12 protein-coding genes are annotated in these 20855 nt (G+C 69.9%); 5 read left to right on the top strand and 7 right to left on the bottom strand.

From position 1 onward, the window contains the following. The first annotated feature begins 133 nt into the window (after positions 1 to 133). Complete coding sequence (locus DEJ47_RS29180; protein ID WP_150173196.1) at positions 134 to 2482, top strand: PIG-L family deacetylase; 2349 nt, start codon at positions 134 to 136, stop codon at positions 2480 to 2482. Beyond that, positions 2437 to 3561: an acyltransferase family protein gene (locus DEJ47_RS29175; protein ID WP_150173194.1), complete on the top strand. Its 1125-nt coding sequence runs from the start codon at positions 2437 to 2439 to the stop codon at positions 3559 to 3561. Before DEJ47_RS29180 ends, DEJ47_RS29175 begins: the two co-directional genes overlap by 46 nt. 19 nt (positions 3562 to 3580) lie before the next feature. Here the strand turns inward: DEJ47_RS29175 and DEJ47_RS29170 are convergent, their stop codons facing one another. Continuing rightward, positions 3581 to 4246 (bottom strand): TetR/AcrR family transcriptional regulator, encoded by a 666-nt coding sequence (locus DEJ47_RS29170; RefSeq protein WP_150173192.1) that lies wholly within the window; start codon positions 4244 to 4246, stop codon positions 3581 to 3583. Between the two features lie 70 nt (positions 4247 to 4316). Here DEJ47_RS29170 and DEJ47_RS29165 point away from each other — a divergent pair, with 70 nt between their 5' ends. Beyond that, entirely contained in the window at positions 4317 to 5891 is a 1575-nt protein-coding gene (locus DEJ47_RS29165; RefSeq protein WP_150173190.1) for a monooxygenase, read from the top strand. Here DEJ47_RS29165 and DEJ47_RS29160 read toward each other — a convergent pair whose 3' ends face one another. Beyond that, positions 5892 to 6377 carry a carboxymuconolactone decarboxylase family protein gene (locus tag DEJ47_RS29160; RefSeq protein WP_150173188.1) on the bottom strand — a complete coding sequence of 162 codons (486 nt, stop codon included), beginning with the start codon at positions 6375 to 6377 and terminating at the stop codon, positions 5892 to 5894. 203 nt (positions 6378 to 6580) lie between these two features. On the opposite strand from DEJ47_RS29160, the gene DEJ47_RS29155 reads away from it, so the two are divergent. Then, positions 6581 to 7576 (top strand): RNA polymerase sigma-70 factor, encoded by a 996-nt coding sequence (locus DEJ47_RS29155; protein WP_150173186.1) that lies wholly within the window; start codon positions 6581 to 6583, stop codon positions 7574 to 7576. Positions 7577 to 7920: 344 nt separating this feature from the next. Here the strand turns inward: DEJ47_RS29155 and DEJ47_RS29150 are convergent, their stop codons facing one another. From DEJ47_RS29150 to DEJ47_RS29135, 4 genes are read right to left on the bottom strand one after another with little or no spacing between them, the layout of a single operon-like run. Then, positions 7921 to 10689 (bottom strand): pPIWI_RE module domain-containing protein, encoded by a 2769-nt coding sequence (locus tag DEJ47_RS29150; RefSeq protein ID WP_190415624.1) that lies wholly within the window; start codon positions 10687 to 10689, stop codon positions 7921 to 7923. 31 nt (positions 10690 to 10720) lie between these two features. After that, complete coding sequence (locus tag DEJ47_RS29145; RefSeq protein WP_150173184.1) at positions 10721 to 14233, bottom strand: hypothetical protein; 3513 nt, start codon at positions 14231 to 14233, stop codon at positions 10721 to 10723. Continuing rightward, positions 14226 to 15311, bottom strand: a complete 1086-nt coding sequence (locus tag DEJ47_RS29140; protein ID WP_150173182.1) for a hypothetical protein — start codon at positions 15309 to 15311, stop codon at positions 14226 to 14228. The genes DEJ47_RS29145 and DEJ47_RS29140 overlap by 8 nt, the downstream gene beginning before the upstream one ends. A 56-nt stretch (positions 15312 to 15367) precedes the next feature. Then, positions 15368 to 16930: a PD-(D/E)XK nuclease family protein gene (locus DEJ47_RS29135; protein ID WP_150173180.1), complete on the bottom strand. Its 1563-nt coding sequence runs from the start codon at positions 16928 to 16930 to the stop codon at positions 15368 to 15370. Positions 16931 to 16969: 39 nt separating this feature from the next. Between DEJ47_RS29135 and DEJ47_RS29130 the strand changes: the two genes are divergently transcribed. Continuing rightward, on the top strand, positions 16970 to 17872 hold the full coding sequence (locus tag DEJ47_RS29130) for a serine/threonine protein kinase (protein WP_150173178.1): 903 nt from the start codon (positions 16970 to 16972) through the stop codon (positions 17870 to 17872). A 30-nt stretch (positions 17873 to 17902) separates the two neighbouring features. On the opposite strand, the gene DEJ47_RS29125 is transcribed toward DEJ47_RS29130, so the two are convergent. After that, positions 17903 to 20650 (bottom strand): tetratricopeptide repeat protein, encoded by a 2748-nt coding sequence (locus tag DEJ47_RS29125; protein ID WP_190415622.1) that lies wholly within the window; start codon positions 20648 to 20650, stop codon positions 17903 to 17905. Between the last annotated feature and the right edge of the window lie 205 nt (positions 20651 to 20855).

Genomic DNA, 20855 nt, shown 5'->3' with positions numbered 1-20855 from the left:
TCACTGAGGACAACCCCCCACTTCCACGCGTCATCTTCCCCAGTGATCAAGGAGTTCACGAGTCCACGAGTCCACGCCGGCAGCGCACGAGCCGAGTGGCCGGTACGCCAGACGCAGATAGGCAAGACCACCCATGCCCCCCGAGAAGCGCCTTCTCCCGCGCACGCGCGCCACCCGTCGCAACGTCCTCGCGGCCACCGTGCTGGGCGCCATGACGCCCGTGGGAGTCGGCATAGGCCTGGCCGTCCGCTCGAACGGTGAGGGTGGCGAAGCGCCCGCAGTGCCGCATCAGGCACCGGACCTGAGCAAGGCCGCCCCGACGGGTACGTGGGCGGCGTCCGGGCCGCAGCCGCAGACCACGGAAGCGGTCGTGCAGATCGTCGCGCACCCCGACGACGACCTGTTCTTCATCAACCCGGAGGTCGGGCAGTCGCTGCGCAGCGGCAGGCCGCTGACCACGATCTACCTGACGTCCGGCGAGTCCAACGGCGTCAACGGCCCGCGGGCGGGCGCGCGTACGGGCACGGGCGCAGCTTCGGGTTCGGGCAGGGGCGTAGGCATGGGCGCGAGCCAGACCCGCCGCCCGACGCGCGACAAGCACAAATATGCCAAGGCGCGGCAGAACGGCATTCGCGCCGCGTACGCGGAGATGGTCACCGGACGTCCGGGGCACCCCTGGCGGCGCACCGTGATTGCGACGGCGGGCGGTGGGCAGGCGGAGCTCGACACGTTGCAGGGCTACCCCCACATCCAGCTGGTGTGGACGCTGCTGCACGAGGCGGGCAGCATCACCGGCGACCGCCCGCACAGCCTGCACGGACTGTGGGAGGGCCGGATCGGCGCGCTCGGCTCGCAGCTGGCGTACGGCGGCCCGGTCACCCGCGACTTCTCGTACACGAAGGAACAGCTCATCCAGACCCTGACCGGCTACCTCAAGCGGTTCCGGCCCACGCAGGTCCGGATGCAGAACCCGACGCCGGGCCGTCTCGACCGCAACCTCAGGTGTTCCGACCACCAGGACCACCGTTTCGGCGCCCGCTTCGTGCAGCAGGCCCTCGCCCGGTACGCCGCCTCCGGTTCGCGTCCCCACTTCACCGTGCAGACCTACATGGGCTACTTCAACGGCGGCCTCCCCCAGGCCCTGGACCCCGCTTCCGGCGCGTCGAAGGCCCGCACTCTCGCCACGTACTCCTGGAGCGACGACGCCACCCGGGACTCCTGCGAGGACCCGGCGGGCTGCGGTGACCTGAAGGTCGCCGCGAGCCCCAAGCCCCGCTGGTCGCACAGCATCCACCACGCCGGCGACACCGGCGCGGACTGGCTGCTCGCGGGCAAGGACGACAGCCTGTGGGCTTTCGCCGTGCTGGACGGACGTATCGCGTACTGGCACCGTCCGGGCGGGGAGACCGGGAAGGGCAGCGACGGCGGGAACAGCGGGAAGTGGAACGCGAGCCGCTGGAAGGGCCCGGTGTTCCAGCCGGAGACCGGCGTCGACACAGGCGTACGCCCCACCGCTCTCCCCGACGGACGGATAGCCGTCTTCGGCACCCGGACCCTGTTCGGCGACGGATCGGCGGCCGGCTACGGCAAGGAAGTCGGGTACGTCATCCAGTCGGCCCCGGGAGAGCCCTTCGGGCCCTGGCAGTCCCTCGGCACCCCCGAGCTGTCCGACGAGATCGGCACGAACGACATCAGCTCCCCCGCGGTCGTCGTGGACCGCGACGGCGCGATGTCGGTCTTCCTGCGCGACAGCACCCACCAGCTGACGACACGCGCCCAGCAGCCGGACGGTACGTGGACGCCCTGGCGCGCCCTGGGCGGCAAGGCGGTCCACAGCGACCCGGTCGCGGCGACGGACCGCGCCGGACGGGCGTACGTCCTCGCCGCCACCCCGCACACCGTCCTGGCCTGGATCCAGGACGAGCCGGGAGCGGAGGTGCGCGGCCCGCTGGCCACCGGCCTCCCGGCCACCACGTTGCCGCTGACCGTCCGCAGGGACGACGACGGCGTCCGGGTCTTCTACCGCGCCCCGAACTCCGGCAACGTCTGTTCGGCCCGCCTGCACGCCGACGCCCTCACCGCCGCCTCCTCTTCCTCCTCGGGGCCGGGCCGCGTACGCCGTTCGTCCACGGCCCACACGTCGACGTCCGTCACGGACCTGGGCGGGGCGGGCGGCTACGGACCCGTGAGCGCCACGTCCGGCGACCGGGGTGACGTCCTGCTGGCGGCCCGGACCGCCACGGGCGATGTCGCCACGGCGTGGGGCACGTCGGGCAGGGCGAGAACCCGTCCGCAGTGGAACCACACGGGCGTACTCCTCGCGGGCGCCCCGTCGAGCGCCGCCCTGTCGTCGGGCGGCGTGGTCCTCACGATGCTCGGCCTGGACAGCCGCCTGTACTGGACCCATGCCACGCGTGGAGGAGGTCGCCTGGCTCCTTGGCAGCCGGTGGGGTCCCCGACGGAGGGAAGGTCGAGGGCGTGATGCGCGTACGGATGCCGGGCACGACGAAGCCGCAGGATCCGCCCCGGACACAGAACGCACCGGGCAGCCAGGACATCGCCCGGGACCCGTTCTTCGACAACGCGAAGTTCTTGTTGATCGTGCTGGTCGCCCTGGGCCACTCCTGGGAACAGATCGTGTCCGGCACGCACGCGCTCCAGTCCGTGCACACCTTGATCTACACGTTCCACATGCCGGCGTTCATCCTGCTGTGCGGCTACTTCTCGCAACGCTTCACAGGCACGCCCACCCAGGTACGCCGCCTGATCGAGAGCGTCCTGCTCCCCTACCTGTTCTTCGAGCTGGCGTACGCGGCGACGAACAGCGCGGTGCGGGACGAGCCCTTCGCGTACACCCCCACGGAACCGACGTACCTCTGCTGGTTCCTGGTAGCCCTGTTCCTCTGGCGCCTGAGCGCCCCGGTATGGCGAGCGATCCGCTGCCCGGTGCCCATAGCGGCGGGACTCTCCCTCACCGCGGGCCTGACGACCATGTCCTACGACCTGGCGCTCCCCCGCGTACTGATGTTCCTGCCCTGGTTCGTGCTCGGCCTGACCCTGCGCCCGGAACACTTCGCCCTCCTCCGCACACGCACGGCCCGCCGCTGCGCGATCCTCACTCTTCTCTGCGCGGGAGCGGCGTCATACCTATGGCTCCCGGCCCCCGACGAGCACTGGCTCTCCATGGACGCGGGCCACACCGACCTGGACGTGTCCTGGCCCCGGTACCTGGCGATCCGCATCGGCATCTTCATGCTGAGCGCGACCCTGGTAGCGGCATTCTTCGCCTGCGTCCCCCGCCGCCGCACCGCCTTCACGGCCCTCGGCGCCGCGACGATGTACCCGTACCTCCTCCACGGCCTCCTGATCCGCGCGGGTGAGGCGGCGGGCCTGTACCCACACCTGAAGGACCTCGGCGCACCGGGCCAGCTCCTCCTCACGGCCGGAGTCATCGCAACGGTGTTCCTGCTGTCGACTCCGCCGGTGCGGAGGGTGTTCCGGCCGGTGGTGGAGCCTCGGTTGCCGCGTGCGGTCGTACCGCCGGGCGAGCGCTCACGGTAGCTCCGGCGCAGAACCCTCATCAGGCGCCGCACCGCAGCCGACGCAGCCCCTCGACGTGGACGTCCAACGCGAATTCGAAGTGGGCGTCGAAGTCTGTGCTGGTGAGCACGGGCACTGTGGCCGTGAGATGCGGATACGGGCCGGCCAGGACAGCGCTCCGCAGGCGGTCCGCCTCGTCCGGCGCACCGTCCTCGCGCGGCATGGTGGCGGCCTGCTCTTCCAGCGTGTGGCCCAGGGTGAAGTTGACCAGGGTCATGAGTGCGCGGGCGGCGTCCTCGTCCTTGAATCCGGCCTCGCGGAACACGCCGAGGACGGATTCGGCGAAGGCCAGCGTGTGGGGGCCGACCGAGTGGGTGCCGCCGAAGACTCTGGCGCCGTCACGGCGCGCAAGGAGCACCCGGCGCATCGCACGGGCGAGTGCTCGCAGGCGCCCTTCCCAGTCCTCCGACCCGGTTGAAGCCTGAACGTCACCGAGCATGCGTTCGGCCATGGCGGTCAGCAGGTCCTGTTTGGTCGTGAAGTGGCGGTAGAGCGCCCCGGCCTGGACGCCCAGCCTGTCGGCCAGCCTGCGCATCGTGAGCGCTTCGAGACCGACGTCGTCCAGCAGCTCGAGGGCGGTCTCGACGGTTTTCGCACGGTCGAGCCGCGGCGGCCGGCCCCTGCTCGGGATTGACGGAGAGCTCATGCCCCCAACTATAGTGAACATCGTTCACGTGAACACTGTTCACTAATGGCTCACCACAGAGGGAGCAGTCATGAACCCCGATGAACCCGATGTCATCGTCGTAGGCGCAGGCCCGACCGGCCTCATGCTCGGATGTGAACTCGCCCTGGCCGGCACGCGGGTGCGGATCGTGGAGCGTCGCACGGAAGCGACGCGGAACTCCCGCGCCCTCACGCTGCATCCGCGCAGCCTGGAGCTGCTGGACATGCGAGGTCTCCTGCCCCGCTTCCTGTCGTGGGGGAAGACCCTGCCGGGCTGGCACTTCGCCAATCTGCCCACCCGGCTCGACTTCGGCGCGTTGGACAGCGGGCACGGCTACACGCTGTTCCTGGCCCAGGCGCGCACGGAAGCCCTGCTGGAGGAGCGGGCCCGCGAACTGGGTGTGCGGATCGACCGCGGGCACGAGGTCCTGGGGCTGACACAGGACGACACGGGCGTGTCGGTCGAACTCCGTGCCGCGGACGGACAGATCACCACACCCCGCACGCAATACGTCGTCGGATGCGACGGCGGTCGCAGCGCCGTGCGACAGGCCGTCGGCATCGGCTTCCCCGGCACCGACGAGACGCTCACCGGCGTACTCGGCGACTTCGCCGTGGTCGACGCCGCCCCCGAGACCCTGGAAGCAGCACGGTCACACGGCGTCATGGTCGTACCACTGGAGCCGGGGCTCACCCGCTTCGTCTGCATCGACCCCGAGCGCATGCGCGTCCCCGCCGCCGAACCGGTGACGCTGGAGGAGTTCCGGGACGCCCTGACGCGCCTCTGCGGCCACGACTGCGGCATCGCCGAACCGCGGTGGCTCTCACGCTTCGGCAACGCCACCCGCCTGGCCGAGGGCTACCGCAACGGTCGCGTGCTGCTGGCCGGCGACGCCGCCCACATCCATTTCCCGGCGGGCGGGCAGGGACTGAACACGGGCCTGCAGGACGCCATGAACCTCGGCTGGAAGCTCGCCGCCGAGATCAACGGCTGGGCCCCCGCGGGCCTGCTGGACAGCTACGAGGACGAACGACGCCCGATCGGACGGACAGTCACCCGGAACACCACCGTCCAACAGCTCTTGGCCGAACTCCCCTTGGTCCCCCAGTACGAAAACGCCGCGACGGCCCTGCGCACCCTGTTCGACGAATTGCTCGGCATCAAGGACGTCAACCGTCTCCTCGCCGACCGCGTCTCGGCACTGAGCACGGCATACACATCACCACACCAAGGCGCCCACCCCCTGACGGGCAGCCGCATGCCGGACATCGAACTGACCACACCAACCACGGAGAACACACGCGTACACGAACTCCTCACACCGGCCCGCTTCGTCCTGATCTCAGTCGCGGAACACGACACCGGCCAGACCCGACCGCCCGCCGGGGACCGCGACGACCGGCCCCCACACCTCATCGCGGCAACCGCGACGAACGCCCCGGCACGGGCCTCCCACCCCAACCTGCACGGAGTGACGGAGATCCTGGTACGCCCGGACGGCCACATCGCGTGGGCCACACAGACCACCGACGCGACCACCCGCCGGGCCGAACGCATCGAGGCCCTGACGGGCTGGGCCGGGAGTCCAGCGCGCATACGGTCCGGCGGGTGGCGTCGACGGTGATCAGCCGGCGATGGTGGCGAGGTTGCCGGGCTCGTAGGCGCCGCCCACGTTGTCGAGGATCACCCCGAGCCGGTTGGTCGCGTTGATCATGGCGATCAGGGCGACCAGCGCGATGGCCTGGTCCTCGTCGTAGTGCTTGCGGACCTGGTCCCAGGTCTCGTCGGACACGCCCTCGCGGCCGTCACCGATGCGAGTGCCCTCCTCGGCGAGAGCCAACGCGGCCCGCTCGGCCTCGGTGAAGACATTCGAGTGCCGCCAGGCGGCGACGAGATTCAGTCGGGTCGCGGTCTCGCCGGCGGCCGCGGCGTCCTTGCCGTGGATGTCGACGCAGAAGCCGCAGCCGTTGATCTGACTGGCGCGCAGCTGCACCAGCTCCTGGGTGGGCTTGGGCAGCGCCGACTCGTGGATCACCTGGCTGACGGCGAATATCCGCTTGCCGATCTTGGCGCCGGTCTCGTTCGCGAACAGACTCATACGGGGTTCCATGACAACGTCCTCACTCGTGGAATCGTGTGCCGCCCGGATCATCCGCGCGACGCCTTGACGCCCATAAGTCACCGCCCGCCCGGCCCCTGTGACACCAGGGCGATGTGACCCAGGCCACCGACCCTCCGTGTCACAGGACGGCCCCGAGCGGCGACTTGTGCCTGAACGAACCAGGCACGCGACAGCAACGAACAGGAGCCACGGTGCACGAGGGCGATCAGCAGAAGACCGAAGCGCCCGGCGGGCGCGGCCCCGGCCCGCACACCGACACCGCGGACCCCGCGGCCACCGACGCCACGGACCCCGCGACCGAGGCATTCATCACCCATCGCAACCTGCTCTTCACCGTCGCCTACGAGATGCTCGCCTCCGCCTCCGATGCCGAGGACGTCCTCCAGGAGACCTGGCTGCGCTGGGCGCACATCGACCAGGACACGGTCCGGGACCCGCGCGCCCTCCTGGTGCGCATCGCCACGCGCCAGGCCATGACCCGCTTGCGCACGTTGCGTCGCCGCAAGGAGTCCTACGTCGGCCCGTGGCTGCCCGAACCCCTGCTCACCTCGCCCGATGTCGCCGAGGACGTCGAGCTGGCCGACAGCGTCTCCATGGCGATGCTGCTCGTACTGGAGACGCTCACGCCGACCGAGCGGGCCGTGTTCGTCCTGCGTGACGTATTCGATCTCAGCTACGACGACATCGCACAGGCCGTCGAGAAGACCCCCGCCGCGGTCCGGCAGATCGCGCACCGTGCGCGGGCCCACGTGGCGGCGCGCCGACCACGCGAGGCCGTCACACCGGCCCAGTCACGTGAGGCGCTGGCAGCATTCCAACAGGCGGTCGAGACAGGCGACTTGCAACGCCTGCTCGACATGATCGCCCCGGACGTCGTGCTGCTGACCGACGGAGGCGGAGTCGTACGGGCCGCACTGGAGCCCGTCGTGGGCGCCGAACCGGTGCTCAGCGTACTGAGCAGACTCACCTCGGCGACCTTCCAGGCGACCTTCCACCCGGCCCAGGTCAACGGCCACCCGGCGTTGATCCTCCGCACGGATGCCGCCGAGAACGACGCGGAGAACGACTCCGAGATCGACTCGGTCCTGGCACTCCACCTCGAAGCCGGCCTCATCACCGGGATCTACGCCGTACGCAACCCCGAGAAACTGTCACGCATCGACCGGGAGACAGCAGTGGACCGCTGACCCCGAGCCGAGCCACGCCGGGTGACCGTGCCCATCCGAGACCAGGTGCCCTTGGCGGCAGGCTCCAAATCGCCACACACTCCACATGGTGAGTCATCGGAAACCTGTCACCCGGGTGAGCTCAGAGAAAACCACAGGTCAGGTCCGTCCGTCGTCTCCGTCTTGGGGACACCAGGTGCGAAGAGCGTCAAACGAGCGTCACGGCGCACGCCCGGTGATCCGGGCAAGGAGTGCACCAGACGCCTTCCCCGTAGGCAGGTTCAGGCTTCGGCGCTCACACGAGGGAAGCATTGATCCTTATCAGCGTCGATCGTTTGGGACGCCCCATTCAGGCGGCACCTCGCTCAGGAAACGGATGACGTACTCCCCGCCGACTTCGTTCCAGCCACCGGAAGCACGTACTCACCGGCGAGACGCGCCCAGTGCAGCGGGAGAGGCCGGGCAAGCGGCGGGTAGTCGTCGTGGTAACGCAGCTGGTGCGCGAGCGTCGCCCACTCCGCCGGCCGGTCGGGCGGGTCACCCGCACGCCCCGAGTCCGTCAGCGCCTTCTCCGACAGACAGCCGAGCACGGTGATCTCCAGTTGTCCGGGGTTCCACGCGGTCTTCCCTGGCGCTGTCCGGCCCTGTGCCGTGGGCACCAGCTTCATGAGCCCCTTCGGTAGTTTCGCCACCGTGTGCGGCTTCGAGGCCGTACTCGCGAAGACACGGCCCTCCGTATCTGCCGTCCCCCACACACCCTCGGCGAAGCCGACCCCGTCCTCGGTGTCGTGGGCGTACCACTCCGCCACTTCACCCCGGGCGTTGCCGTCCCGTACGAGTAGCACCCGCAGGTCGTGGCCGTAGAGCGTGTGCCGCTGTGCGGGTTCGGCCCCGAAGCCGAGCGTGTCGCGGTCCAGTGCACCGTTGCGCAGGCCAGGCCAGCACTGGCGCAGATTACCGGCGTCCGCCAGCAGCAGCGTCGGCCGGTCACGGAGCTGGAAGAGCAGTGCCCGGATCTGCCGTTCGGTCTCCCGCTGCCTGTCCTGCTCCACTCCCGGACGGGCAGCGGGCCGGGATCCTCCCGGGGCTGGCGAGTCATCGACGAGCTTACCCGTGCCGGTCTCCTTCCCGCCGCCCGCCGCCGGTTCCCGTGCCTGGGAGAGCATCAGCAACAGCTTCGGATACGGCACCCATTCGGCTCGTTCTGCGTCCCACCCCTCGATGACGCCCGGTCCGTCCCCGGGGCGCACCCGCACCGCCACCAGCCGGTGGACGGGGCATCGCGTGGGCCCCCTCCTGGTGTGGCGTACGAGCCAGAGCGCCGCGTACTGGAGGTCGCCCGGAATGCCGGCTCCCACCCGATGGGCGGGCGGGCTGATTGCGCCCAGCTGCCGGAAGGCGTCCAGCCAGGTCCACCTGGCCCGGTGTTCCAGAGCGCTGTCCGTGTCGTCGGGCGAGTTCACGAACTGGGTCAGCCGTCCCTGCCGTGCCCAGGCGATGCGCAACGCGTGCTTGGGGTCGGAGTCCGGGACGGCGGCGAAGCGCTCCTTGCCGGCGATCTCCGTGATCACGACTCCGGCCCCGCCGAGGAGTGGGTCCGCCCGGTCCGCCACGAGCCCGCAGCGCCCTTCGATGGCCTCGGCCAGCCGGACGGCCTTGAGGCGCCCGCGGGCACGGGTGGTCGGCAGGGCGTCGGCCAAGGGTCCCGCGGGCCGGGCCCGGACGCGGATGTCGACCCCCTCGCACTGCCACTGCCAGGTCTCCCCGTCGGCCGACGGCACTTGCTGCCCGGCGGGCAGACCAATGAGCTTGGGCAGCTCGGCGAGCAGCGCCGCACGGGTTTCCGGGGACTGCCAGAAGACGTCGATCTCCAGAGGGCGGCCGTTCAGTGCGCGGGTCAGCGCCGCCCGCCGTTGCAGAGCCAGCTGGGCGTCGCGGACGCCCGGGACGCGTCCGGCGCCGGAACGGGGCAGCAGGGAGGGCGTGTTGCTCCGTGAGACGCGCGTGAGGTCGGGGGCCCGGGTCAGCAGGGGGCGCAGCCCTTCCTCGACCCAGGCGTCCAGATCCGCCCGCTCCCGTGGCATCAGCCCGGGTCCGACCTCGTGCGGACCGATTGACGGGTGGTAGACGATGCCGGCGGCCACGTCCCCGGAACCGTTGATCCACCGTTCGGGGTCGGCGAAGAGCGCTTCGGGCGGGGGATAGTTGCGCACGATGTCCAGCTCGGGCAGGAGCGGTGCGGGGCTGTGCCGGCGCCAGGCCAGTTCCTTCGACCGCCGGTCGTAGCCCAGCGTGTTCACCATCAGCCGGTGGCCCCGGTCCGGCCCTTCCGGCCACGGCAGTGGAGCGTCGAGCAGGACGGTCGTACCGCCGAGCTGGTGGGGGCGTACATCCAGTCGGGTGGCCCACCGGCGTACCTGGGTGGACACATGGACGCGGAACCGCGGGGCGAACGGCACAGTGTGGACGGTGATGGTGAGGCAGGCCGAGTAGTACCAGGTCTGCCGTCGGCGCTCGTATCGCTGAGGCGGCCAGGAGACAAGTCGCGCGCCGTCACCCGAGCTCTCGACGCGGAAGTGGAGTGTGGCGCCGCCCGTGCGGAACGTCCGGGCGGCCAGCCGGAAGGCGATCCACTCGGGCAGCAGGCTGTAGAGCCGCGCGGCGGGTTCGGCGGTTCCGCCCGCCGAGAGCACGCTCTCGGCGAGGTCGACCGGTTCCGTCTCCCAGTGGGGCAGACGTACCGTCTCGGCCGGGTCACCGGAGCGGAGCCTCTCCTCGAGATCGGCGCCCTCCGAGTCGTCGTCCTCCCGGTGCATGCCCGCCGCCCAAGCTCCTACCACCGGGGCCAGCACCTCCGGCGGGACGGCTTCCCGCGCGTAGAGCCACGGCAGACGGCCATCCGTCCCGGCGTTGCGACCAGTCGCGATGACGCCTGGCGCCATCGCTTGGAGCAGGGAGTTGAGCCTGCGCACGGGGAGACGGTGAGGGTGGACGGAGTTCCTGTCCGCCTCGGCATGCATCCCGGTGAGCTCGGCGTGCAGGTCCTCGCCGAGCCGCAGCACTTTCATCTCCTCCCGCCAGGGTCCGTGGAGCGGGTCGGGTTCGTAGGCCGCGACGCGAATGTGGTGGTACACGGAATTACCTCCTGAGACAGAGGTTCGGCGCTTACGGGTGGGTGGGTACGGCGGCGGCGAGCAGGCGGGTGAGCATGCTGCGCAGTGGCGCGTACAGGGCGCGGACGATGAACTGCTTTTCCGCGGTCGTCGTGGCGCCGTCGAAATACGGGTCCAGGACGGCGAGGACGCTGTGCAGCAGACTGGATTCGGGAGTGTCAGGCCGCGCCGGTACGGCGCTGCGGTTGGGGGCGAAGGCGGCGTCGACGAAGACCACCCGGGCCGGTACGCCGCCGCGTACCAGTCGCCCGATCACCTGCCACAACAGGACCAGCATGTCCCAGGTGACCTGTTCCCGTACATCGTCGTCGAGGCGGCTCCACGCCATCGAACGGGCGAGTACCTGGTACCAGTACGAACGGGCGAGGCGGCGGAACTCCTCCGCTCCCTCCTCGACGGTGGGTTTTCCCTGTACCAGGGTGGCGAAGTCACCCCCGGTGACGGCGCGGACGACCCAGTCGTTGACAGCGTTGACGGCCAGGTGGAGGTCCTCTGGGTGCGGATGGGGCCGTGCCAGGAAGTAGACCGTGCCGATGGCCGCCTCGTCGCCCTCGTTGAGGATGTTGTGGCCGCGTTCCAGCGCGAGCAGGGGCGCCACCAGGATGTCCGCCTTGAGGTCCTTCAGGTGCTCGACGTCGCCCCGGCGCAGTGATCGGGCGTGGTAGGCGGACGGCGCTTCGTCCTCCGCAGTGACCTCCTCGTCGTCCGACACCAGGCACAGCACCTTGTTGCGCCAACGGACGTTGAGGTTGTGCAGTGTGTCGGCCACCACACGCGCCTCGGCATAGCTGCCGACCAGCAGAAGGATCTGGTCGCGCCCGGGAGGAAGAGAGAGCAACTCTTGCTGGAGCGGACCACCTTCAGTGACCTCGTACTCGTCTCCGGCCTCACCTAGATAGCACGCGATGCGGCGCAACTTCTCCGGGCGGTCGTCCGGATCAGTTCCCGACATGCGCAGCTTCTCGTCGCCATCGTCGATGAACTCGAAGCGCATGGAGCTCTCGTTGGCGATGCGTTCGGTCACCTCGGTCGGCGGTTCGATGACCACACCGACCGGGACGCAGACGTGGTAGCGGCTGGACGCGCCCGCCCAGCTGCTGCCTGACATGAGCAGCAAGTGGGCGCCGGGCCTGCCGTCGACGGAGGTGAGATCGGGGATGGCGCGCAGCAGCTCACGTCCGACGCCGCTGCACCGGAAGAAGGTCAGTTCGCCACTGCGGACTCCGCCCTTGTCCTCACCCGGGACCCGGAACTGGAAGCCGAGCACATTGCCCATCGGCGCCTCAGGCACCATCGGGCCGTAGTCGAGCGGTCGGCGGTACATCGTGTTGAAGCCCAGGCTGAGGGCGGCCTCGACGCGGGGCCACATGGCGTTGATCATGGCGAGCCGTGGTTCCAGGGCGCTGAGCAACAGTGTGAACTCGAAGCGCTCCGCGAGTTGCTTTCGCCATTCCTCGGGAGTCTGGGGCGGAGGCTTGGGCTTCCTGCGGCGCCGGCGCTTCTTCTCCTGTTCCTCCTCCTCACGCCGCCACTCGTCGTACGCCTCTTGGTACTTCCGCTGCCGGGCAGCCATGTACTTCGGGTCGATGGCAAAGACCTCGTCCATGACCTCGGTGAGGCGGCGCCGGGTGTTCTCCGGGTTTCCGGTGTGGAGCAGTTCGTTGAGGAGGGCGGTCAGGTGGCTGAAGTCCTGCTCCGTCCTGCGGTGACGGTCGCCGAAGGGGTTGTCCCGGAACGCGTCGAGCAGTTTCCCGAGAGCCTCGCGGGGGGCGTGATGAGGGTGGTCCGGACCGCTGTCGTCGGGGAGTTCGTAGCGTTCGTCGAGGAGCCCCAGCTGGAGCGTCCAGGCGCTGAAGTAGCCCGTCCGCACCCACTTGCGCAGCTCGTACCCGGCGACGAGCATCGCGTACAGGCGGTCGGTGGCCGCGCCCGCGGTGTTGAGGGCGGCGGCGAAGGTCTCGACGTCCCGTTCGGAGAGCTGGGTGCGTCCGCCGGCCGCGAGTTCCCGGATCTTGTGCCGGCTCAGCTGGTCGATGAGGCCCTTGTCCTCGTCGCTGGCGAGGACCACGGCGGGTGCGAAAGTCCGGTCGAGCTGCATCTGGACACGGTCGGCCTCGTCGATGATCACGAGGTCACTACGGCGGCAGGCGAGTTCGAGGAAGCGGATGCGCTCGCCGTTCTGAGGGCGGGGCGGCGAGGCGTCGATCAGCCCGGCCGGCGTGGCTACCCAGATCAGGGCGCCGACCAGGGTCCGAGCTCCGTGGTGACGGGGACAGGCGGACCAGTACGGGCAGCTCGTCGCCCCCTTCTGCCACTCGGAGTATCGTCCGTCGCTCGGGTCACGCCGCAAGGTCGAGGGGGGTCGGAGCCGGGAGCAGGGTGCCTCACCGTAGGCGAGTGGTTCGGTCGTCGACGTGGCGCCCTGCCGTCTGACGTTGAGCAGGCAGGACGTGCCGAGGTAGGCGAAGGCGGGGTCGTCGTGGGCGAGCAGTCGGTGCTCGCCCCGGCCCGCCAGCCGACGGTGCAACCGCTGGGCGTGCCGCTCACGGCCCGAGGAGCCGAGCACGGGTGCGGCGGCGCCGTCCGTGTAGAGGTCGTAAAGCCGGACGAGCTTCAGCACTTCCGCGACATCGGTGACGACGATGGTGGTGCGCTTGCCCAGCTTGGCGAGATGGACGGCGATGATGTCGCGCAGTGTGCTCTTCCCGGCGCCGACAATGCCGAGCAGGTGCTGGATGCCATCGACCGTGAAGGCGAAGTCCTCGTCCCTCCTCGCCTTGTGGAAGGTTCCGTTCTGCTTGGTGGACAGGTCGAAGGACCGTAGCCGCTCCAGCCACCGTGGTGCCCGGCCCTTGCCGGAGCGAGCGTGTTGGGCGTCCATCTCCGCCGCCGTGCGCTCCAGGTCCTCCCTGGTGAAGATCAAGGGCTCGCCGCCGCCGGCCGGTTCCATGTCCATGTCGTGGGCGACGAGGGGGATACGGGGGACCGGTGGCAGGTCGACGACGGCCATGGTGCGACTGACGGGGAAGGCGTGCGGACCCTGACCCGCGACCGGCAGGCGCCTGCCCGCCAGCGGCGGTGCGGCACGCAGCAGTTGCTCGTAGACGGAGAAGCGGTCGCTGGCGACGGAGAGGTCGCGGCGGTCAGCGGGTGTCTCGGCGTCCGGTACGTCGTAGGCGCGCACCCTGGGGTCGAACTTCTGGTAGGTGTCCAGCGCCTCAAGCCAGGTACGGCTCCGGCGCAGCGTCCACAGCGAGTACCTGGCGATACGCAGGGTCCTCGCCGCATCGGATGGCAGCGGTGCCCGGTGCGCCTCGGCGAACCCGTAACCGCTGAACAGCACCCAGGCGCTGCCCGCGGGGCTGCCCGGCATCATCTTCTGCTGGAGGTACAGGCCGAGTTCGACCTGGCAGAGGGCTTCCAGCGCGGGCTGGGGCACGGAGGACCCCAGAAATGCTTTGAGCGCGTTGAACACGTCGGTCAAGGGCGGGGTGATGCTACGCATCGTCCTTCTCCTCTCGCCGGGCCTGTCCCAGGTCGGGCACGTGGTCCATGGGGGTGGTGAGCACCAGCCGGTCCCGCAGGAGCGCGGGAAGGGCGTCGGTAAAGGCCTGCCGGTAGCCCTCCCGTCCGGCGAGCGCGTCGGGGACTACGACGAGGGTGCGGTCCGCGAGGGGCGTGTGGTCGGTGAGATGGGCTGCGAGAAGCGCCGGCTGCAGGCGGTCGTACACCTGGATGTCCACGATGCGGGGGCCGGTGTCCCTGAGCCGGTAGGCGGGCAGAAGACCGGGCAGGGTCTCGTATGCGACTCCGGCGCGCTCCAATGCCTCCCGGGCGGCTTCGTCGGTGCGGTGCGGCAGTACGAGGTACCACCGCAGCGAGCGCTGCAGGATCCACGCCTGGTCCGGCTCACGTATGAGCCGCGGAGGGGCGTCGCGCGGGCAGTCCTCCCCCTCGCACCAGACTTCCGCGCCGGTGCCAGACGATCCGGGTACGGGCATGGCACTGTCCCGGGGCAGCGCGGGGAGCCTGCACGAGGGGCAGTACAGGAAGTCTCCGTCGACGAGCATGAACTCGGGCAACGGACCGTAGAGGTTCCTGACCCGGCTCCAGACCGCCCTGTTCCAACCCGGCGCGAAGCGGTCCTGCTGGTGGACGACCGGGTGACGCGCCAGGAACGCCCGGCACTGCCGGTAGCGCTCCTCCGTTCCACTTCGAGCGTGCAGGTCCCCGAGGAGCGCGCGGGCGTGGCCCGCCACGCCTCCGTCCGGTCCGTGCGAGGCCACCTCGAGACACGACCGGGTCGGCATCCGGCCGACCCGGTGCACCAGCGTGGTGCCCGGCGAGACCAGGGAGGAGGGGACCGCGAAGAGTGGATCGTCGGACGGCCTGGTCCGGCACCACTCCCACAGCTCCGGAAGACTCCTCGGCGGCGCCTCCCCCGCATCGAGGCAGCGCATCACCGTGTGGTCCAGCGCCCGCTGGGCGAGGCCGGGATAGGGCAGGGTGAAGGAGCGGAGCCCTTGGACCTCGGAGAGAGCCGCCACCATGCGGGCGAGTTCGCCGAAGAGGTCGCTGCCCACGCCCCCGGACGCCTTGCCGGCGTCCGGCCGATCGGCTCGGCCGGCCGACCCCGCCCTCATGCCGCGGCCTCGCTGACGGACGACGCCGTGCACCAGCGGGCCACTTCGCACCGCTCGCAGGAGCGACCGGGCCGGGCCGCGTACTGGTCGTCCCCGTGCCAGTCGGCCACCATCGCCCGTAGTACCTTCTCGGCGGTGACCCGATTGGTCGGGGCGAAGGGATCGATGATCTCCAGGTCGGCGCCGCCAGGGCGCAGCACCTCCAGCTCGACCCGCGCGCGGAACGGATCACCGCCCAGGTCACCGCGGGCGATCAGCACGACGGCCAGGGCCAACTGCGGATAACGCTCCAGCAGGGGGCGGTCGGACCGCCGATCGGTGACGGAGGTCTTGGTCTCGCGCCACACCCATGACCCGGCATCCCGGTAGAGCAGGTCGGGCGCGGCCAGGACCACCACGTTGGCGACTGTGTCGTGCCGCACCACCCGGGGCTCGGTCCGCACATCCGTACCGTCCCCGACGTACCGCAACGGGCAGACCGCGGCGTGCCGCCGCAACAGCAGGGCGCCGAGTGAGCGTTCGCGTGCGGGCAGGTCGAATCCCTCCGGTACCCACTCCTCGGGAACCTCGACCGTGCAGGGCCGAGGCGATCCGTGGGCGTGCCGCTCGGCGAGGTAGGCGTGCAGCGCCCGGCCGCGCTCGGCTGTCACCTCGCGTTCGACGGAGTCCGCCGTGGGCAGGTGCAGCCGGCGCATGTGGTCACGCGCCGGGCAAGCTCGGTAGGCCCGCCCGTTGGTGACCGACCAGGTGCGGCGGGGCCGGTCGTGCGCCTCGATGCCCAGCAGTCCGGGCGCTGTGCGCAGGGCCGGGCACACCGACAGGTAGGGGCATCCGCCACAGGCGGACCCCGGGCGGTATTCCCGTCCGTCCAGTACCCCGGCCAGGGCGGCGGGGCCGTGTTCGCGGTACCGGACGCGCGCCTCTTCCCGGCTTCCCGCGAAGAGTTCCCGCGTACCTCCGTCGAAGAGCGCGAACTCCACGATCCGTACGTGCTCCGGCGGAGGTCCGGGGGTGCCCTCGGCGAGCACCAGGGCGACGGCCGCGGTGAACCCCTCGGGCGACAGGTCCCGCAGGCGGTGCACGGGCAGACGAAGTTCGCGGTAGGCACCGTCCGGGGAGGCCAGGCAGCGGCCCCACACGGTGAGGCGGTACTCCTGGGCGTCACGCGGGTCGGGACCGGACGGTCGGTAGCGGTACGTCCACGGCTCGGGCACCTCGTGCAGGGGGCGTTCCGGGTCAAGGGGGAAAGCCGCCTCGTACATCTTCACGCCGTGCTCCGACCAGGTCCGCAGACCGTCGTGCAGAGGCCCGGTACGTGTCCGGGGCGGGCGGCCGGCAGGCCCCGAACGGATGTCGCAGGCGGCCATGAAGGGACCCAGGGTGAAATGCTCCAGCCGCTCACGGCGGCGCGGTACGGGGTCGGCGGTGTGGTAACCGCGGGTCTTGAGAGCGTCGGCGGCGGGGCATCGGAATTCTCCCCCCTTGAACATTCCGGCGGATACCGTGATGACTTCGGATGTGCGGGTCACCCCGTCGGGGGGCAGCCATGGCTGCGACATTTCATACTCCATTTCCGTAGGGAGGAAGGGTGGACGGCCATGAGGGAAATCGAGGAGATCGGCGATGTGGAGGAGCGCTACGAAGTGCTGAACATGGTCGGCGACGGCGGCCAGGGCGACCTTTTCCTCGGGCGCGACCGCAGCAGCGGGCAGAAGGTGGCGTTGAAGCTGCAGAAAGCCCGGGACCTCGGACCCGAGAGCGATTTCCACTGGGCCAGCGATGAACTCCTCAAAGAGGGATCACGCATGATGATGCTGACGGGAATCCAGGCGATTCCCGAAGTCATCGCCACGGGGACACACCGGCGACGCCGGTGCCTGGTCATGGAATTTGTCGAAGGGCACCAACTGCAGAAGGTCCTGTCGGCAGCCCTGCCCGTTAAGGATCCTGGGACCGTTGCGGCCGTCATCGGCCAACTGTGCGAAATTCTGGCAGAGGTCCACGACCGGGATCTGGTGCACTGCGATCTCAAGCCCGAGAACGTCATCGTGCAGCCGGACGGCCGTCTCCGGCTCATTGACATGGGCCACGCGGTCGTGGCGGATCAGGGGACGGAATACGCACGCGGCACGCGCGGCTGGGCCTCCCCCGAGCAGTCCGATGCGTGCCCGTCAGGTCTGACGCGACAAGCGGACATCTTCGCACTCGGCTGCATCCTGCTGGAGATGACCGTGATGCGCCTGCCCTACGGCGGGCAGGACGAGCGGGCGGAAGAGGGCACCCCGGTGCTGCCGGCCGACCGGCTCGCCAAACTACCCCCGGAGTACGCCTCCCTGGCGCTGTGGATGGTCCGGTGGAAGGCGGCGGAGCGCCCCGCGGATGTCCGTGAAGTGTTCGATCGGCTCCGCTGCCACCTACCCCAGGTCGACTCGCGACGGCCATCGAAGCCCCTGCGCCCGGACCCGACCGAGTACTACCGCACGCATCCGCCCCGGCTATGACGGTGAGCCGACGGCCACCGTCCGGGCGGGTCACCTCAGCCCTTCCAGCCGCTCCCGGACCTCCCGCACCCCCTCACCGCCCATCAGCTCACGCAGCACGATGGCTCTCTCCAACTCCCGCACCGCCCCGTCGGTGTCGTCGGCGGACACCAGGACATCAGCGAAAAGCATCCGTACCTTCTCCTCGTTGGGCCAGTTCTCCTGTTCGCGGTAGATTTCGGAGGCCTGCCGGTACAGGGTGATGGCCTCGTCCCGTTCGGCACGGGCCAGGTGCACCTTGGCCAGGGTGAACAACACATCGGCCAGGCCGCTGCGCTCCGTCGTGCGCTTCACCACGCCCAGGGCATCGGCGCACCGACGGAGCGCCTGCTCGTGCTCGCCCCGGTCGAAGTCGATCGCGCCGAGGACGTTCAGAACAGCCGCTTCCCCGACCCGGTCGGATAGCTCCCGGCACAACTCCAGTGCGCGGCCGAGCGCTTCCTCCGCTCCCGTCCGGTCGCCCTGCTTGCGCAGGGTGAGCCCGAGCCGGTGCAGCGTATGGGCCAGACTCAGCCGGCCTTCCGTGCTGTGGTCTTCCTCGCTGAGCCGGACGGCCCTGCGCAGGTTGCCCACAGCCAAGTCGTACTCACCGAGCCGCCAGTGGGTGCCTGCCAGCGACCGGTAGACCATGGCGCAATCGACCGGGCGGGCGACGGTTTCCGCCGCCTCGGCGGCGTACCGGAGGTTCTGCCGCGCATCATCGAGCAGGCGGCGGCGCCACTGGTAGATGACCAGGGCCATCGGAAGCAGCCATGTGTACTGGTCGATACGCCGATTGATCGCCAAGTGAACGCCTCGCTGGACGGTGGCGTACTCCTCGTCCAGGAACGCCATCGCCTCCGCGAGGTCCGCGGGGTCGATGACCCTGACCGCTCCGGGTTCGCCGGTGGGCAGGGTGCGTTCACGGTCGAGCACCCGGTCACAGGCGCGGACGTTGTGCAGCTGGTGTGCCAGCACCTGTCGTACGGTCGCCCGCTCGATCTTCGCGTTCTCTCCGTCCGGCACCGGCCGCACGTGCCGAAGGGCGAAGGCCCGCACGAGGTCGTGCAGCCCGTAGCGGTCGCCGTGATGTTCCACCAGGTTCGCCGCCACGAGGTCCACCAGGGCCCGGTCGGTACGCGTCCCTTCGTCTACTGCCCGTCCCAGATCCATCACCGCCTCCCAGGAAGCGCTGGGCCCGGGGTGGACGGCGAGCTGCCACAGCAGCAGCCGGGCCTCCTTATTCAGCACGCGCACGGAGCAGTTGAGCGCGGCGCGGACCGACAGTTCGTGCTCGGGCAGATCCAGGGTGTCCAGCTTCGTCCGCTCCAGCTCCTTCTCCATCTCCCGCACCAGGGCAGGGAGGGTGTGCAGCGGACGCGCACCGACCTCCAGGAGCCGGGCCACCACCACGAGGGCCAACGGCAGCCGCCCGCAGAGGTGTACCAGCTTGCTGAAGGGCACGGCGTGCTTGGCCCGGTCCTCGGCCGACACTTTCTCCTGGAGTACCTCCAAGGCGTCCGCCTCGTGCAGCGGCTCCATCTTGCGGAATAGCACCCTTCTCTCCGACCGCAGCCGCAGGAGGTCGTTACGACTGGTGACGATCACGGCGCAGGTACCGTCTCCGGGAAGCAGCGGCAGCACCTGCTGGGCACTGAGCGCGTCGTCGAGGACGATGAGCACCGACCGGTGGGCCAGCGCCGACCGCAGCGCGTTGCTCTTGCTCTCCGTTCCGGTCACCGTGGTGTAGGGAGGCAGCGCGGCCAGAAAGCCATCCAGGATTTCGTCCGGTTCAGCGGGCCGCACGTCTCCGTCGGTGAATCCGTTCAGTTCGCCGCGCAGCACCCCGTCGGGAAACCGCTCCCGCAGCCGACCGGCGAGGTTCTCGGCCACCGTGGTCTTCCCGACGCCCGCCATGCCGCTGATCAGGACCAGCGCCATATTGCCGGCGTCCTGTTCCTCGCACACGGCCTCGAAGAGGTCGCCAATCAGCTCGTCCTGCCCGATCGGCTTGCGCCTGCCGCCGGGCAACTGGTCGGGAACGGGGGGCAGGAGCACCCCGCCCGGCCGACGGCCCTCTCCCCGGACCTGGTCAATGGCGCTCTGTACATCGACGTCCGCTTTTCCGTTGCGCTTCTCCCACTTCTTGATAAGCCGCTCGAATCGGGACTCCGGCATGTCTGCGTGGGCGAGCAGATAGAACCGGAAGATCTGGGGCAGTTCCGGCGCGCGCTCGAACCATTTCTCCGTCTCCTCGCGCAGCCATTTGACCTCCCTGGACTTGTAGGCTGCGTCCAGCCGTGCGTGCACGGCGGCCATCAACTCGGCCCGTAGCTCCTCCCGACGCAAGTGCAAGCCGGTCTCGGACAGTCCGTGCAGCGGTTCGTCCTCGCCGTCCCACTCCTCCAAGGCCGCGCCGAGCAGCTCGAACTGCGCTTTGCAGGTCAGTCCCTCCGCCTGCTTCACCTTTTCGCGAAAACGGAGCAGGTCGACGTCTCCCACCGGCACGCGGAGCGTGCAGTAACCCGACTTGCCGCTATGGGGCACGGACTCCTGGCCCAGCCGCTTCCGCAGGTCGGCGACGACACGGTCGACCCGGCCCCTGACATCCTCGTCACCCTCCCAGAGGGCCTCGGCTATCTCCTTCCTGTTACACCGGCAGCCTGGCGAGGTCACCAGGAGGGCGAACAGGGCCGCCACCTTCGACCCTTCGACCACCCTCCTGCCGCCGTCCCCCTCGGCTCGCACCGGGCCCAGCACGTACCCCTCCATCGCCCTCCCCCTCACCGCGCCGCAGTCAGCGATCCGGCTCCTCGCCGGCGCTCCTTCATCTGTGCGCCGCGCTGTGCCGCTTCACACGCGCTTGCTTCTTCACGCCCCCCGGGGACTCAGTTATCCCTCAGTTCTCGCTCTACGGCCCCACTTCGCCCCCGGGCACGATGGCACCAGCCGCTCGCAGAAGCAC

The sequence above is a fragment of the Streptomyces venezuelae genome, from assembly GCF_008642355.1.
Taxonomy (GTDB): Bacteria; Actinomycetota; Actinomycetes; order Streptomycetales; family Streptomycetaceae; genus Streptomyces; species Streptomyces venezuelae_B.
The sequence above is the reverse complement of the archived record's forward strand: the minus strand, read 5'-3'. Positions and strand labels throughout refer to the sequence as shown.